Annotated in this window: 19 protein-coding genes; 5 read left to right on the forward strand and 14 right to left on the reverse strand. The window is 54.9% G+C overall.

Annotated elements, in window-relative coordinates; genetic code table 11:
* Positions 1-15: 15 nt before the first annotated feature.
* Positions 16-681: an SOS response-associated peptidase gene (locus tag ACIQ20_RS00165; protein WP_395776222.1), complete on the reverse strand. Its 666-nt coding sequence runs from the start codon at positions 679-681 to the stop codon at positions 16-18.
* Positions 682-704: 23 nt separating this feature from the next.
* Here ACIQ20_RS00165 and ACIQ20_RS00170 point away from each other — a divergent pair, with 23 nt between their 5' ends.
* Complete coding sequence (locus tag ACIQ20_RS00170; RefSeq protein WP_395776224.1) at positions 705-1,151, forward strand: NUDIX hydrolase; 447 nt, start codon at positions 705-707, stop codon at positions 1,149-1,151.
* 2 nt (positions 1,152-1,153) lie between these two features.
* On the opposite strand, the gene ACIQ20_RS00175 is transcribed toward ACIQ20_RS00170, so the two are convergent.
* A complete protein-coding gene (locus tag ACIQ20_RS00175; RefSeq protein WP_395776226.1) occupies positions 1,154-2,743 on the reverse strand; it encodes a hypothetical protein in 1,590 nt (529 codons plus the stop codon).
* Positions 2,744-3,008: 265 nt separating this feature from the next.
* Here ACIQ20_RS00175 and ACIQ20_RS00180 point away from each other — a divergent pair, with 265 nt between their 5' ends.
* Entirely contained in the window at positions 3,009-3,737 is a 729-nt protein-coding gene (locus ACIQ20_RS00180; protein ID WP_395776228.1) for a methyltransferase domain-containing protein, read from the forward strand.
* Here ACIQ20_RS00180 and ACIQ20_RS00185 read toward each other — a convergent pair.
* The 3 genes from ACIQ20_RS00185 to ACIQ20_RS00195 are packed head-to-tail and all read right to left on the reverse strand — an operon-like array spanning position 3,724 to position 6,686.
* Positions 3,724-5,277, reverse strand: a complete 1,554-nt coding sequence (locus tag ACIQ20_RS00185; RefSeq protein WP_395776230.1) for a hypothetical protein — start codon at positions 5,275-5,277, stop codon at positions 3,724-3,726. The genes ACIQ20_RS00180 and ACIQ20_RS00185 overlap by 14 nt on opposite strands.
* A complete protein-coding gene (locus tag ACIQ20_RS00190) occupies positions 5,264-5,695 on the reverse strand; it encodes a GtrA family protein (RefSeq protein ID WP_395776232.1) in 432 nt (143 codons plus the stop codon). Before ACIQ20_RS00190 ends, ACIQ20_RS00185 begins: the two co-directional genes overlap by 14 nt.
* Positions 5,682-6,686 (reverse strand): glycosyltransferase family 2 protein, encoded by a 1,005-nt coding sequence (locus ACIQ20_RS00195; protein WP_395776234.1) that lies wholly within the window; start codon positions 6,684-6,686, stop codon positions 5,682-5,684. The genes ACIQ20_RS00190 and ACIQ20_RS00195 overlap by 14 nt, the downstream gene beginning before the upstream one ends.
* A 115-nt stretch (positions 6,687-6,801) precedes the next feature.
* Here ACIQ20_RS00195 and ACIQ20_RS00200 point away from each other — a divergent pair, with 115 nt between their 5' ends.
* Positions 6,802-7,584, forward strand: a complete 783-nt coding sequence (locus ACIQ20_RS00200; protein WP_395776237.1) for an SDR family NAD(P)-dependent oxidoreductase — start codon at positions 6,802-6,804, stop codon at positions 7,582-7,584.
* Between the two features lie 157 nt (positions 7,585-7,741).
* Here ACIQ20_RS00200 and ilvC read toward each other — a convergent pair whose 3' ends face one another.
* The 8 genes from ilvC to ACIQ20_RS00240 all read right to left on the reverse strand — a co-directional run bounded on the left by ilvC (position 7,742) and on the right by ACIQ20_RS00240 (position 12,409).
* Positions 7,742-8,761 carry a ketol-acid reductoisomerase gene (ilvC, locus tag ACIQ20_RS00205; RefSeq protein WP_395776239.1) on the reverse strand — a complete coding sequence of 340 codons (1,020 nt, stop codon included), beginning with the start codon at positions 8,759-8,761 and terminating at the stop codon, positions 7,742-7,744.
* A gap of 135 nt (positions 8,762-8,896) precedes the next feature.
* Positions 8,897-9,670 carry a DUF4440 domain-containing protein gene (locus ACIQ20_RS00210; RefSeq protein ID WP_395776241.1) on the reverse strand — a complete coding sequence of 258 codons (774 nt, stop codon included), beginning with the start codon at positions 9,668-9,670 and terminating at the stop codon, positions 8,897-8,899.
* Between the two features lie 12 nt (positions 9,671-9,682).
* A complete protein-coding gene (locus tag ACIQ20_RS00215) occupies positions 9,683-10,348 on the reverse strand; it encodes a hypothetical protein (RefSeq protein ID WP_395776243.1) in 666 nt (221 codons plus the stop codon).
* 74 nt (positions 10,349-10,422) lie between these two features.
* Entirely contained in the window at positions 10,423-10,965 is a 543-nt protein-coding gene (gene ilvN, locus ACIQ20_RS00220; protein ID WP_290806776.1) for an acetolactate synthase small subunit, read from the reverse strand.
* Complete coding sequence (locus ACIQ20_RS00225; protein WP_395776246.1) at positions 10,962-11,354, reverse strand: type II toxin-antitoxin system VapC family toxin; 393 nt, start codon at positions 11,352-11,354, stop codon at positions 10,962-10,964. The genes ilvN and ACIQ20_RS00225 overlap by 4 nt, the downstream gene beginning before the upstream one ends.
* The gene (locus tag ACIQ20_RS00230) at positions 11,351-11,623 is read right to left on the reverse strand and encodes an AbrB/MazE/SpoVT family DNA-binding domain-containing protein (protein WP_395776248.1); all 273 of its coding nucleotides are present in this window, start codon (positions 11,621-11,623) and stop codon (positions 11,351-11,353) included. Before ACIQ20_RS00230 ends, ACIQ20_RS00225 begins: the two co-directional genes overlap by 4 nt.
* A 119-nt stretch (positions 11,624-11,742) precedes the next feature.
* Entirely contained in the window at positions 11,743-12,081 is a 339-nt protein-coding gene (locus tag ACIQ20_RS00235; protein ID WP_395776250.1) for a type II toxin-antitoxin system PemK/MazF family toxin, read from the reverse strand.
* The gene (locus ACIQ20_RS00240) at positions 12,074-12,409 is read right to left on the reverse strand and encodes an AbrB/MazE/SpoVT family DNA-binding domain-containing protein (RefSeq protein WP_395776252.1); all 336 of its coding nucleotides are present in this window, start codon (positions 12,407-12,409) and stop codon (positions 12,074-12,076) included. The genes ACIQ20_RS00235 and ACIQ20_RS00240 overlap by 8 nt, the downstream gene beginning before the upstream one ends.
* 531 nt (positions 12,410-12,940) lie before the next feature.
* Here ACIQ20_RS00240 and ACIQ20_RS00245 point away from each other — a divergent pair.
* Both ACIQ20_RS00245 and ACIQ20_RS00250 read left to right on the forward strand, forming a co-directional pair.
* Positions 12,941-13,123 (forward strand): type II toxin-antitoxin system HicA family toxin, encoded by a 183-nt coding sequence (locus tag ACIQ20_RS00245; RefSeq protein ID WP_395776254.1) that lies wholly within the window; start codon positions 12,941-12,943, stop codon positions 13,121-13,123.
* Positions 13,120-13,527, forward strand: a complete 408-nt coding sequence (locus ACIQ20_RS00250; RefSeq protein WP_395776256.1) for a type II toxin-antitoxin system HicB family antitoxin — start codon at positions 13,120-13,122, stop codon at positions 13,525-13,527. Before ACIQ20_RS00245 ends, ACIQ20_RS00250 begins: the two co-directional genes overlap by 4 nt.
* Before the next feature lie 307 nt (positions 13,528-13,834).
* Here the strand turns inward: ACIQ20_RS00250 and ACIQ20_RS00255 are convergent, their stop codons facing one another.
* On the reverse strand, positions 13,835-15,631 hold the full coding sequence (locus ACIQ20_RS00255) for an acetolactate synthase 3 large subunit (protein WP_395776258.1): 1,797 nt from the start codon (positions 15,629-15,631) through the stop codon (positions 13,835-13,837).
* Positions 15,632-15,678: the final 47 nt, after the last annotated feature.

A 15,678-nucleotide genomic window follows, 5' to 3' on the forward strand; every position in this document is an offset into this window, starting at 1 on the left:
GACGACTGCAAAGTTTTAGTCGATAGGCCGAAAACACTCTGCGTCATCGTGACTGACCTTATTGACCCGATCGCTGACTTGCCTCGGCACCATAAATCCATCAAGTGGCGGAATTAAAAGCTGTTTTAGGGTGTCAGATGGGGTGCTGGCTTTCAACCAAATTGGCCAATTAGTCGGCTCGATCACAACGGGAAAACGGTCATGAAGATTTCGAAAATCCTCTGTTGCAGCCGTGGTGACAATGCTCATGGACAAGAGAAGGCCACCCTCCTCGTCCTTGGCAGCCTCCCATAGGCCCGCAAAGGCAACAGGCTGCCCGTCTGGCCGTGCGATGAAGTAAGGCGTGCGCACCTTGCCCTCGCGCTTCCACTCATAAAAGCCATCTGCGGGGATCAAGCAGCGCTTGCGGGCAAAGGCGGTGCGGAAAGCCGGTTTGTCAGCCACGGTCTCGCCACGGGCATTGAACAAGGGCCCTGTTGGTGGGTCTTTGGCCATCCAAGCCGGCCGCAGCCCCCACCGGGCTTGTAAGATCCGGGTATCGCCTGCCTTGCCAATCGCAACCATCGGGGCAAGCTGGGTTGGGGCTACGTTCCAGCGCGGGGCCAGATTTGGCCTGTCAGCCGACCCAAAGAGGGTCGCCATCGCATCTACTGGCAATGTTACGGCGTATCGTCCACACATGGCTTCCATGCTAGCACAAAGCCATGACCCTGGAAGCCAAACCTGTCCCCGTCCCTGCTGTTGGTATCGTCTGTTTCAACGACGATGGCCACGTCCTCTTGATCCGTCGGGGCACGCCCCCTCGGCAAGGGGAGTGGTCTATCCCCGGTGGCAAGCTGGAATGGGGGGAAAAGGCAATTGACGCAGCCTTGCGGGAATTGGCGGAAGAGACAGGCGTCACGGCTGAAATATTTGGCCTAATCGACGTGGTAGACGGTATCTTCACCAGCCGGAGCACGGGCGATGTTACGCGTCATTATGTGCTGATCGACTATGTCGCCCGCTATCAATCCGGGGCAGTCATAGCGGGCGATGACGCCAGCGAGGCGCGCTTCGTGGCACTTGATATGCTCGAAAGCCATGGTCTATGGGAAGAAACCACCCGCATCATTCATCAAGGCCATCGCCTCTGGCACGCGGCGCAAGTTTAGAGTTAAGGGTTACGCTCACACAATTGATCGTTCGGCCGCTTACCCTTCAAACGCCAAGCGAATTGGCGATAACCCAGTGGCTTGTCAAAGCGGTAATACTTACCAAACCAAGCATCGAAGTCGGGATCTTCGCGCAGATAGGTCAAAGTATTGAAGCTAACCAAGCGATTGGCAAAGACGCGGCCATATTCTTCAATCACGACATCGGGCGGTCGACAGGTTAGGTCAGCCACATATTCCCGCCGCACCCGATCAAGCTCCATCTTGCGGAAGGATTCTTTCTTAGGATCGGCTTGGGGGACCTCCAGACCGACTAGCATCCACATGCCATAATGGCGCGAAATGATGGGCCGTTCGAGAATCCGCACGATATAGAATGCGTGCTCAGGCGAAATCGAGAGGACGGCGATCCGACTATCTTGAGGCTCATTCTTTACAAACTTGCGCAAGGTCGGGAAAACTGGCTGGCCCTTGGTCAATAGGACACGATTGATCGGCTTATAGATGGCTTGATGGGACAGGATCGCCAGACCAATAGCGGCAAGCGCTGCCACCACCCACCGACGCTCTGCCACCATTTTGGCACCAATGCTAACCACCAGCATCAGGGACAAGCCTTGTGCCGCCAACATATGATAGCGCCAACCCTTCATCTGCAGCCAAATTGCCAACAGCATGGCCGTTAGGGTGACCAAGAGCCCAAGTGTGAGTGAGCGCTTGTCCCAAGCCAATAGCGCCATGACAAAGGGAACAATGGCAAAGCTAGTCGTGCCTAAAATGAAGCCCAAGCGCTTGCTGGGCGCAAGCTGCATGACGGGTCCAAAGTTAGAATAAGCTACCATCACCATCGGCACGATGCGCGAAAAGAAGTCTTGGGCAAATAGTAATAATGCCACGGTGTAAAGGACTGCTGCGGCCCCGAGGCCTAAGGTTTCAAACCGGATTGGCCGATAGGCGCGACGCAAACGCGCCATCATGCACCCTTCAATCAACAAAGGAACCAATACAAAAACGTGCTTGAGTGCGAAGCCGTAAGCCGAGAACGCCAGCGTGATCAAAAGGGCCGCAGAGGAAATCGGCTTGCCTTCCATGCGCGCCACAGCGAGCGCCGTCCAAAGGATGGACGCGACAAAGAACGCGTGCTCCCGCTGCCCTGTCTCACCCAAGGGCAAAATCAGATAGGATACGGCCATCGCCAGCAAAATGACCTGACGTTGGCCAAGCGAAATCAAGTCGCGCGTCAGGCTGTTGAATGTCCACAGCGCCGCCATTGCCAAACCTGTGACACCAACTGCCAAGACCTGGTAAGCTGAGACACCCAGCATTTGGCTCAAATAATGCCACGGCAATGCCGCCCAGAACCACAAGGGTGGATTGGTCTCAATCACATCTTGATAAATGACTTTGCCCTGCGCGACTTGTTCCGCGACATATAAACGCCAGACGATATCGCCGGTCGGCGTCAGCTGCAGCATAGCCCACAGCCCACCGATCAAAATCCCAGCCAAAGCCAAGCCGAACAAAGCCGTCGTGGTTGTTTGAGACCAGGTGGCCGACCGTGGGCCGGACAAGAGGGATGAGGTAAGTGTCATGGGCGACCAAGTTGTGACTGGGTTTATTCAGTTCGATTGTTGGATGCAGGAGCGCGCTTTAGCAGGTCCTTAGCCAAGCTAGAACAGCGAAAACTGCGCAACTTCGCCGTTTTGGCGTTTTTTCTGAGCAGAATTGAGCTGGTGCCGCAAATTAATGCATAAAATTACAGCTAATGCTGACTTGTTAATCCACTGTCATCCTACGCTTTGCTATGGGAGGCCAGATAAGTCCATCTTCGATTTCGATGGCAGGGAGCCCGAGTGCATGGAACGTTCCGCCTATACTGAAATGGCAGCCATTGACGAAAATCACTGGTGGTATCGCGCTCGTCGGCGCATTGTGGCTGAAATGATTACCCAACATATTGCCAAGCGTCCCAACCTCGCGATTGCTGAAATTGGCTGCGGGACCGGCTCTAACCTACCTGTCCTCGTGCGCTTTGGCCAGGTAACGGCTGTCGAACCTGATGCCGATGCGCGCGTCTTTGCGGCTGCACGTTCGGACGCGACGGTGCTGGAAGGCCGATTGCCAGATGGCCTGCCGCTGGCAGAAAATAGCTTAGACCTTGCCGTCATGTTGGATGTGCTGGAGCATGTCGATGATGATGTCGCCGCGCTGAAGGCTGTTGCCAAAAAGCTAAAGCCGGATGCAAGCTTTCTCTTGACTGTTCCAGCCCTGCCCTACCTGTGGAGCCCGCATGACGAAGAGCATCATCATAAACGGCGCTATACGGCCCAGACGCTTCGTGCCGCCATTGAATCTGCTGGCCTAAAGGTCGAGATGATGAGTTATTTCAACACCTTGTTATTGCCGATGATCGCCGGCATAAGGTGGATCAAAAATCTCACCGGCAGCAAAGAAGTCGATACGGGCATGCCCTCAAACTGGCTCAACAAAGCGCTGGAAGCAATTTTTGCGTTTGAGCGTCATTTAATTGGCCGCCTGCCCCTGCCCTTGGGCGTGTCACTGGTTGTGATTGTTAAGGCAGCTTAAGCGATCGAACACAGGGTGGCGGTGGTGCTGCGGGATTTATTCGTCGGGCTGGGTAAGGACCAATCTTGCTCTCCGCCAGATAGTGGCTGTTAAGCCACGCCTTAAATGCTGGGTCTTCAGAAAGATAGGCAATCGTGTCTATCCGCACTGGATCTGGCGTTCCGATGTAACCAGCCTCTCCGATGATTAGGTTTGGTCGACTGCATTGCACATCTTCGACAAATTCTGCCCGCACGCGCTCTTTTTCGACCTTCCGAATGGCTTCCAGTTTAGGGTCTTTGTTTGGCGTCAGTAGTCCTGGCAACATCCACAGCGAATAATAACGGGACCAATAGGGCCGACCGGCATCGGCGAGCGGGTGAAAGGCATAATCTGGCCCAACAGATAGGATGAATATCCGGCTATCTTTGGGTTCCTTGGCAACAATTGATTTTAACAGCGGCTCAACGGGTTGGCCACGCGTCTTCACATTGCCCATGGCTGGAATGACGACAAGATTCCAAATCACGCCCAGCGCTGCCACCAACGTCAAAGCCATCCGCGCACCCTTTTCCTGATTGGAAACGGCTTGATGAACCATGATGAATGACAGCATGACCGCAAGTCCAAAGGTCGCAACAAAATGGTAGCTCCACCCCTTCTGCTGAAGCAAAACAATCACGGCACACGCAAGTATGGCAAGCGCGAGGGCTACACAAAATGGGCGGCGATCCTTCGTCAAAACCATGAGAGCTATCGGAATAAGGACCCATAAGCCTTGCAACAACAATCGAGCCTTGCGCCCAAGCGAATTCCAGTTGTTCCAAGATCCAAAACCAAAATAGGTCGTTTGTATCAAGTCCAACATGCGACCCAGAAAATCGGGTGTGAACGTCCAAACAGCTAGAGCATAGGCGATTGCGCAAATAGCCAATGTAATGGTTTCGGGTCGAAATGGTCTCCACGCCCGCTTTTGGTGCCAAAACAGCCACGCTTCAAGGATAAGAGGCAGGAGCACAAAATAATGTTTGAGCGCAAATCCATAAGCACTCATCAGGCCGACAAGGATCGCAATCGGCATGGTGACCTTATGGCCAGCTTGGCGGGCGCACAAAAGGGATATCCAGAGGCCGCACGCCATTAAAAGAGATTGCTCGCGCTGTCCCAAATCTCCGACGCTGACCAAACTTAAGGCAAACAAAAATCCAAAAGCAGCAGTTGCTGCGGCCGAGGGACCCAAGGTCTTTTTGGCCAAATGAAAAACGATAAAGGTAGCCGAAACAACGCCAGCCACATTCATACCAAGCAGCGCATGATAAGGTAAAATCAGTGTATTTTGGGCTAGCCACGCTGCCGGTATGGCAGCCCAGAACCATAGCGGCGGATTTACCTCTAATAAGTCGCGGTACAATTGTTTGCCGTTGAGGAGACCGTCAGCAATATACAAGCGCCACAACAAGTCTGGCCCAGGCAGCACGATGAGGGATAGAACGACCCCTAACGCCACAACAGCCATACCGCCTAATAGATAAAGGCCAAATACTCGCTCAACTTTTGCCATGATCACCTTGAAGTGGCTTGGAGGTCTGGTCTGCATAGACCCAGAAATTGAAGAACAAGAAGTTCGTACAGGCAACGATTACCATCACAATGGCCGACACCACTAAATCGGGGAGATTATAGAGTTTGGTATTGGCTTGGCTGATAAGAGCCGCGATCAAAAAACCAACTCCTACCGCGGTCAAATAGCGCCATAGGGTGCCAGGCTTTGTCTCACGGTGGCCAAAGGTGAACTTGCCGTGCGCAGAATATTGAAACAAAAGGGCTGCGCCATAAGCTAGGTTAGACGAGAAAAAGCGCACCAGTCCCAGATAGACCATTAGATTGTAGACGATGATGTAAACAAGCGAAGTTAGCCCCCCGGCCAAGGCATAGCGCAATCCCAAAATCGCTTTGGCGCGAAAGTCAGCCTCGGTCATGGAAACCGATGAAGCGCTTGACCAAATAGAGCGGTCTTTCTTTTGAGGCCATATAGATGCGGCCAACATATTCGCCGATCATGCCCAGAACCATCAATTGGACCCCACCCATAAACATGACGGCGATGAACAACATGGTCCAACCGCTGACCCATTGATCCGTCAGCAATCGGTTGAAAATGGCATAAACAATGCCGACATTGGACAGAACAAATATGGCCAAGCCCAGCATGATGACAAAGCGCAACGGGGCAAGCGAAAACGACAACATGCCATCAAGGGCAAACAATACCATCTTGCGGAGGGGATATTTGCTCTCCCCTGCTGCGCGCGCAGCGCGACGATAAGGCAAAGCTGTTTGGCGAAAGCCTACCCAGCTAATCATGCCGCGCAAGAATCGGTCGCGCTCCTTCATTGAGCCAATGGCATCAACAACTTGGCGATCAATCAAACGGAAGTCACCCACATCGAGGGGGATATTCACGTCCGACAAGGAGTTCAGGCCACGATAGAAAACCCGCGCTGTGGCGAGCTTGAACGCACTTTCGCCTTCGCGGTCCGTACGTTGACCATAAACCACGTCGTAGCCGTCCCGCCACAGCTTTACCATGTCGGCGATCAATTCGGGCGGGTCTTGCAAATCTGCGTCAATGATAACCACGCAATCGCCATTAGCGATGTCGAGGCCCGCTGTTACAGCGGGTTGGTGACCAAAATTGCGCGATAACATCACGATGCGCACATGCGGGTCATTAGCCGCAAGCTCTGTCAATTTCGTTGCCGTCAGATCCCGGCTACCATCATCGACATAAATGATCTCATAGTCCAAGCGCTCTGAACTAACCAAAGAGTCGAGCACGGTTTTCAGTCGCGCATGAGAAAGACCAATAACGGCCTCCTCATTATAGCAAGGAACAACAACGCTGATCCGTGCAGAGCCATCACGGGTCAAACGAACAACAGGAATTGGCGACGAATCTGAGTAAGACATAGGAGTAATTCATAGCGACTCCCCGCTTTAAGCACAAACCATTCAACACTTGCGCACTGATGGGCGCTTGCTAGTGTGTTGCCTACATCAATTCAAAAAGACTCGGGGAAACACCATGGCCTATCAACCATTCAATTTAACTGGACATGTCGCTCTTGTAACAGGCGGCAATCGCGGCATTGGCCTAGGCATGGCGGAAGCCCTTGCCGCCTGCGGGGCCGATATCGCCATTTGGGGGCGCAAAGCTGCCGCCAACCAAGAAGCGGTAGCAAAGCTGTCGGCCTATGGCGTCAAGGCGAAGGCTTGGGAAGTCGATGTTGCTCACGAAGACCAAGTCGTTGCCGCCATGGCCGATACGGTGGCCCAAATGGGCCGCATCGACACTGTCTTTGCCAATGCAGGCGTCGGCTATGGTGCGCCGAGCTTTGTCGACATGAGCACGGAGACTTACCGGAAAACCTTAGCGGTTAATCTAGATGGCGTCTTCTTCACCCTGCGTGAGGCCTGCCGCCATATGGTGGAGCGCGCCAAGGCAGGCGATTCCGGTGGATCTCTGGTGGGCGTTGCCTCTCTGGCTGCCATTGAGGGTGCTGCCCGTAACGAGGCCTATGCCGCGACCAAGGGCGGGGTCATCTCGATGATTAAGTCGATTGCGGTCGAGCATGCGCGCTATGGTGTGCGGGCTAACGCAATCCTGCCGGGCTGGATTGCCACCGACATGACCGAAATGGCGCAGAACTCCCCAGCCTTTGCCGAAAAGGTCATACCCCGCGTACCCGCCCGCCGATGGGGCACACCGGACGATTTTGGCGGCATTGCGGTTTATCTCGCCAGCCAAGCCTCGGCCTATCATTCCGGGGATACACTGGTAATCGACGGTGGCTATTCGATTTTCTAAGCCAATAAAAAGGCCCGAGACAAACATCTCGGGCCTTTTATAATTTGAGTTCGGCAAGGCCCTAGTTACGGGCTTTGTCGACCATCTTATTTTTTCCGATCCCACCGGTCGCTATCAGCGACCGGCGTGTTCTTTAAAATTTTGGATCGGCAAGGTCCTAGTTACGAGCTTTGTCGACCATTTTGTTCTTGCCGATCCAGGGCATCATGCCGCGCAACTCTGCGCCCACGGCTTCGATTTGATGCTCATCACCCAAGCGCCTTGTAGCTTTGAAGAAGGGTGCGCCAGCTTTGTTTTCCAGCATCCAGTCGCGGGCAAAGCCACCGTTTTGGATGTGCTCTAGCACGCGCTTCATTTCGGCCTTGGTTTCAGAAGTGATGATTCGAGGGCCTGTGACATATTCGCCATATTCGGCGGTGTTAGAGATCGAGTAATTCATGTTGGCGATGCCGCCTTCATAGATCAGATCCACGATCAGCTTCACTTCGTGCAAGCACTCAAAATAAGCCATCTCAGGCGCATAACCTGCCTCAACCAAGGTTTCAAAGCCCGCGCGGATCAATTCAACCAGACCGCCGCACAAGACGGCTTGTTCGCCGAACAAATCGGTCTCACACTCTTCGCGGAAATTGGTTTCAATGATGCCCGAGCGGCCGCCGCCAACAGCTGACGCATAAGCCAAAGCAAAATCAAGCGCTTTGCCGCTTTCATTGTGCTGCACGGCCACGAGGCACGGCACGCCGCCACCTTTTTGATATTCGCTGCGCACCGTGTGGCCGGGGCCCTTTGGCGCAACCATCACCACGTCCACGCCCTTAGGCGGCTGGATCAGGCCGAAGTGGACCGAGAACCCATGGGCAAACATCAGGGTTTGACCCGGCTTGATGTAAGGCGCGATTTCAGCGGCGTAGAGTTCTGGCTGGATTTCATCTGGCGTCACGATCATCAAAGCGTCAGCCTTCTGAGCAGCTTCTGCGACGGTGACGACTTTCAGGCCAGCAGCTTCTGCCTTGGCCGCCGAAGCCGAACCCTCCTTCAAAGCGACCCAGACGTTCTTCACGCCAGAATCCTTCATGTTCAACGCATGGGCGTGTCCTTGGCTGCCATAGCCAACAACCGCGACAATCTTGTCCTTGATCAGGCCAAGGTCACAGTCAGCGTCATAGAACACGCGCATTTTTTCTCTCCAGATTGAAATTGTAGCGGCACAAATGTGCAGACTAAGTTGAATTTGCCCCGGGTTAAGAGCGTTTTTTTGCGTTCAGGTCAATCGAAGCCATCAGCTTAGCAGCGCTCGATCTCAGCAAAACCCTCAGTTTGGGGGGGTGGTCGCGGGTGGACGGGGTGCAGCACTGGGTGGCCTACGCGGTAATGGCCCGGCGGCAGGGGCAGCTTGAGGACCAGCACGGCCGGCGGCAAGCTCTGTCACAATCAACCACCCACCCGCTTCGCGCCGCCACACTGTGACATAGCGCCCAAGGCTGAGCTGATTATCACCGCGTCGGATCACATAGCGCCCCCACGACGAGCCAGAGCCACCAGCGGCCATGGCGCTCTCTGGGCTACGGTCCAAAGTTACATCCGAAGGGAAAGTGCCGAAACGGGCTTGGGCCCCTGCAGCCCCTGCTGGCGACGAGCCTGAGGCATCGTGCAAAATCCCTTCACTCGACATAAGGGCTTCATAGGATTTGAGAGGTCCATTGGCGATCAAGCTCTCTGCAAATGCTCGATCAACGGCCAACAATTCCTCACTCTCATCTAATACTTTGGGCGCTGGCGCGGGTTCGCTGGTAATCGCTTGCGCCGCACGCAGGCCGTCCGGGGTACCTGTTTCAGCCGCCGGTAGCGCCGTGGGTGGCGTTGGCTGTGTTTGCACCTCCGTCTCGGGTACGGGTGTTGCATTGTCCACCGGGGTGGTCGGAGGGGTCCATTCTGCTTTCGCTGTGGTCTTTGGTTTGGCCGGGGCTTTAACCGGGGCTTTAGCCTGCGTGGTGGGCTTTTTAGGGGTCTGCGCCATCACGCTCGCCGATGGCAAGACATAGGCAAGGACTAAAGAACCCAGCAGGACAGCAGTTAAACGTCTCATAGCTCCCCTCCGCTAATTCGCTTTGCTGGGCGCGACTGGTACGAAGCTAGCCTCAGGCGAAACCAGCCCGCTCGTCGGCAAGGCACCTGGTTGCAAGCCCAGTTTCTTGGCAAATACGGCCAAAAGCGGACGGACCCTTTCGTCATCATAGCGGGTGGAGATGCAGCGCTCTCGCTTAGGCGCACGGACTTCGATCACAGCAGTGGCTTGGCCTGCGCGCGCCAAGGTCTCAATGGTGCGCTTAAGTTCGCCCCAGATTTTGGCGTCCTCAAAGGCATAAACAAAGGTTGCAGCATCGGTCACGTCTAGGCTCCCACTGGCACGGCTAATGGCTTTGCCATCCCACCGCACCATAGCGTAACGCCCGGGCTCAGACTCTGGCGTGGAAAAAGTGATGCTGATGCTTTCTTGACTAGCAGGCCGCAAGACAGAGACGCGGTAAGCGGCCTTATCCCCGGCCGCTTTAGCAAAGGGCGTATCGATGCCCATGGCCTTCAAAACCGCCGGGTCGGCCAACTCGCCATTCACAGGGCTATCGCACAGGCGCATGCGGGGATCGCCATCAACGCCCAGAAACAAGGCCTTTTGTTCGGGCTCTGCTTTGCCCACCAAATAGATGGTCAAGCCCAAGACCGCGGCAATGGCGAGCATTATCAAATATCGAAAAGAGCTTTTCATCCACCCATCCAAACCTGAACTTTGGGCCAAAACAAGGCCGATTGCCGAACAAAACTGGGCGTCGGCGTTGCCGTCTAGATCACGTCTTTGCCGCGACGGATGGTGGCCACCCCGGTGCGCGAGACCTCCACCAACCCAAGCGGGCGCATCAAATCAATGAAATCATCAAGCTTTTTGGAAGACCCAGTCAGTTCAAAGGTGAAATGGTCCAAGCCCGCATCCATGATCCGGCACTTAAACGCATCGGCCAGGCGCATGGCCTCGACCCTTACATCGCCCGTACCCGCCACTTTGATCAGCGCCAACTCGCGCGCGACGGCATCGCTGTCGCCATAAAAGTCGATGACGCGCTTAACCGGCACCAAACGGCCCAATTGCGCGCGAATCTGGGTTAAGACGCTGGGCGTGCCCGAAGTCACGATTGTAATGCGCGACGTATGTGCCTCATGGTCTGTCTCTGCGACCGTCAAACTCTCAATATTATAGCCACGCGCGGAAAACAGCCCAACGACGCGGGCCAGAACGCCGGGTTCATTGGTGACGATCACAGCCAAAGTGGTGCGAATGATTGGGCTTTCGCCTTCGGGAATAAAATATGCGGAACCGGGTTGGGTCATGGGTGGGATACCGGGATGGGGGTTTGAAGGGCTTGGGCTGCCTTGATAAAGGCTTGATCGAAAGTAGCAAGCCGTTCACACCTAAGCGCTGCCGCAAGATGGATCGCATCGGCAAAGTCAAAGCCTTTTTTGTACCAATCAAGGGCCAGCAGGATCAAAGGCTCGTCTTCGAGCACGATCTGCTCCGACTGGGTTAAAGCCTCCAAGACCAAGCCAATGTCGGAGGGCCCAAAGCGATAGGATTTCGCAAGAACCCAAACGATTTCTTGCACCACGCTGCGCGCTACAAAGCAGATGTTTTTTGATAACAGTCGGGTGGCGTGTTCCGCTTGGCTATGGTCATCGAGAACGATAGCGCGGATCAGGACGTTGGTATCGACACAGATCATGGTTTTGCGCGCGAAAATCGATCCGCAGCCGCATCTTCTATGGCTTGGTTCATCTCCTCAACCGTCACCATCGGCCCGCCATAGCGCGGCTGTAAGAGGCCAATCAGCGCCGTTATGGGTTGCTTATTCCGCGCAGGCACAGCCTTCAACAACACCCCTTCTGGATGGTCGACCACTTCAACCTGCACGCCGACATCAAAGCCTTTGGCATGACGCAAGGCCTTTGGAATGACGACTTGCCCCTTCGTCGAGAATGTTGTCACAACCATCGTGGAGTCCCTTCATTGAAAGGTAAGACTAGCGTAAGACGAAGATAGCGTCCAGCTTAATCTGGTTGGAGCGTGGCCGAGGGCTTGGAGTGAATGGCGTCAAGAATTGCCCACGCCGCTCACAGCGAAGTCGGCTCTTTCAGCAGACGGTCCAGCAAGATACTCACATCCCGCAAGGTTGCAGTTGGCACCCGGTCTAGCACGCGAAACCCACGCGCGGTGCGGTCCAGTGATTTGATCTGATCGACCAGCAGATACCCCTCAATGCGCCCGCCCGCTGGCAAAGGCAATTTGAACGGCCACGGACTGGGGTTCGAGGTGATCGGCACGACAATCGCTGTTGAACTGACCTCGTGATAGGCCTGTGGCGACAGCACCAAAGCCGGACGAAACCCCGCCTGCTCCCGCCCTTGGCTGCCTTTGAGATCCGCCATAACGATGTCGCCGCGATCAAGCATGCTTGCCGCTTTGCACGTGGGTGTTCCAAGCTGAAATCAGGTCATCTGCCGCCATGTCGAGCACATGGTCTGGCGCAATCCAGCCATCTTCAATGGCCTCTTTGCCCTGCGCTTCGCCCAAGTCAGCCATCTTGGGCGCAGACAAGGTTCGGGCTTGGGAAATCAAAACGTCCAGCGACGGAATCACTTCTTCCGGCACAACATGGCCCACCAACTGGCCATTCTCATTGGCAAACCGAATCTTGGACCCGGGCTTGATCCCGAACACATCCCGCAAGGCCTTAGGGATCACCACTTGGCCCTTGGTGGAGACGAGACCATCGCTCATTGGCTGCTTCCTTTGGTTGGAATAGGTAATACTAAAGTAAAACTTAGGCGGTGTCACGAGGATTTTAGGGGCTTGGCCTTGTGACTCTAAGATTCGTTTGGGACCGGTTTTGATGACCAATCTGGTCACGCAAAACCTTGTTTCGATTGTTTTTACCAGTTCAATCGCGTCAAGGGACGCTTCGCTTTTGCCCTTGACCCGCTTAAACTGGCGGTCATTAGCCTGAAAGACCGGTCCCCTCTCCGTCCAAGTCGTCCCCATCAGGACACCAGCTCTCCCGTCCTGAACCATGCACAGGGACCGGGGTACGTGGAACAGGAAACATCGAATAGTAGGCAACAAAGATCGCCCAAGTTGCAACAGGTGCAGCGACCCAAAATGGAAACTTCTTCAGGATCACTGGCTGCTCCTTTGCCGATGGTCAGGTGGGCCTACGGCAATTGGTCGTGGCGGGAATAGCTAAACGGAAAATTATACACATTTTATTACACACTAATTGACAGGGTGACTTACTCCAAATACTCTATCTCAATGGAGCGCGACAGCAAGAAAATCGTCAAGCGGCTTTTGTCCGAAGGGTTTATTTTGGTTGCGAGCAAGGGTTCACATCACAAATTCGCCAAAGACGGCGTGGTTTTGATCGTCCCGCATCCAAAGAAAGACCTCCCCCTCGGCACGGCGCGATCCATTGCTAAAATGGCAGGATGGCTATGAAAGGCAACGCGATGCATTATTATCACGGCGTCGTCCACAAGGACGCGGACAGCGCCTTTGGCGTCTCTTTTCCAGATTTAGAGGGCTGCTTCTCCGCGGCTGATGATCTGGAAAGCGTTGTGCGCGAAGCCACTGACGCCGTGTCACTCTATTTCGAAGGAAATGACCGCGTCATCGAGCCATCCAGCATCGAGGCGATCCGCGAGTTGGCGAAAGAGGATTTGGCAAACGGTGCCTTCCTGATTTTGGTGCCCCACATCGCCGCCAGCAACACGCCCACTCGCATCAACATCTCGCTCGATTCCGGCATCCTCGCCGCCATCGACACCGCCGCCTCTGCCCGCAAACTAACCCGCAGTGCATTTCTGGCGCAGGCGGCGCGGAATGAGATTGTGGGGCGGTAGCCTCCATTGACGGAACTCGTCTGGGAACGGTTTTGGTGACCATCGTGGTCACGCAAAACCTTGTTTCAATTATTTTTTACCAGTTCAATCGCGTCAAGGGACGCTTCGCTTCTGCCCTTGACCCGCTTGAACTGGCAGCCATACTCACGGACGTCTGCGTCTGCTTGCGGCAGTCAAGGCCAGAGAGCGAAGCGTGCCTTGACAGCCGCAATCAGACACTCTCACACTTGAGTAGTGCTTTGCGTGCAGCAGGGACTGCACCAAAGCGCGTCCGAGACTATTTATCAGAGCGGGTTACCCCCCCCCCCTAAACCAGCTGCCGCCCCTTCTCATCAATCGCCGTCCCTAAGTCCTGACCATCATCGTCCAAGAGCATCTCATTATGCGCCGCGCCCGATGGGATCATGGGGAAGCAGTTTTCGTCTTTGGTGACGCGGCAGTCAAAGATCACGGGGCCGTCATAGTCGATCATGTCTTGGATCGCGGCATCGAGAAGGGCTGGGTCCTCGCAGCGGATGCCCTTGGCACCGAAGGCTTCGGCTAGTTTCACAAAGTCGGGCAAGGAGTGGGAATAGCTTTGGGAATAGCGCTCTCCATGCAGCAATTGTTGCCACTGGCGCACCATGCCCATCCACTCATTATTCAGGATGAAGATTTTCACGGGCAAGCCATATTGCACCGCACAGCTCATTTCCTGGATGCACATTTGGATGCTGGCTTCGCCGGCGATGTCGATCACCAAGCCGTCTTTATGCGCCATTTGCACACCAATCGCAGCAGGCAGGCCATAGCCCATGGTGCCAAGGCCGCCTGACGTCATCCAGCGGTTAGGCTCTTCAAAGCGATAGAATTGCGCCGCCCACATCTGATGCTGGCCCACTTCGGTGGTGATGAAGGTCTTGCGGTCTTTGGTGAGTTCATAGAGGCGCTCCACCGCATATTGGGGCTTAATCACCTCCCCACTTTGGCGATAGGCAAAGCCTTGACGCGCCCGCCACGTCTCAATCTGAGCGTTCCAAGCGGCAATGTCCGCACGCTTTCCAACCCGGGCTTGCCATTGCGCCAACAGGGCGGCAATCGCTTTGCCTGCGTCTGCCACGATACCAATATCCACCCGCACATTCTTATTGATGCTGGAGGGGTCAATATCGACATGGATCTTTTTAGAATTGGGCGAGAACGCATCCAAGCGCCCAGTCACGCGGTCATCAAAGCGCGCGCCCAAGCAGATCATCACATCGCAATCATGCATCGCCATATTGGCTTCATAGGCACCATGCATGCCCAACATGCCCAGCCATTGTGGGTCGCTGGCGGGAAAGCTGCCCAAGCCCATCAGGGTTGAAGTTACGGGGAAGCCCGTCGCTGCTGCCAATTGGCGCAACAGTTTGGACGCCTCTGGCCCGGCATTGATCACGCCACCACCGGTATAGAAGATCGGCTTTTTAGCGCTCGCCATCAGCTCAACCGCTTTTTCAATCGCCACAAGATCAGGGTTCGTCGGCGGGCGGTAATTGGGCGACAAGTCGTTGGGCTTGCCGCGATAAATCGTCTTCTTGAACTGAACGTCCTTAGGAATATCGATCAGAACGGGGCCCGGACGGCCCGTGGTGGCCACTTGAAACGCTTCATGAACGATCCGCTCCAGATCATTGACGTCCTTGACCAGATAATTGTGCTTGGTGGCAGAGCGCGTGATGCCAGTTGTGTCACATTCTTGAAAAGCGTCTGACCCGATCAAATGTGAGGGCACTTGGCCCGTAATGCAGACCAAAGGAATAGAATCCATCAGTGCATCAACCAGCGCCGTCACCGCATTGGTCGCCCCTGGGCCAGAAGTCACCAGCAAAACACCACATTTGCCGGTTGAGCGCGCATAGCCTTCAGCCGCATGGCCTGCCCCTTGCTCATGACGCACCAGAACATGGTGGATCTGCTCTTGCTGATAGAGCGCATCATAGATTGGCAAGACGGCCCCACCGGGATAGCCAAAAATCGTTTCCACGCCCTGCTCTTGCATGGCCCGCACCAGAATCTCGGCACCCGTCATTTCAATTGGTTCGGCTTGCGTCATGGTGCTGGTCTCAATCTCTGTGTCGTACATCGGGGTGGGCTTCCAAGTTTTGCGTGCTTATGGCGGTTTTTTGGGCA

Origin of the sequence: Aquidulcibacter sp., assembly GCF_044346625.1 — a bacterium.
Lineage (GTDB): Bacteria > Pseudomonadota > Alphaproteobacteria > Caulobacterales > Aquidulcibacteraceae > Aquidulcibacter.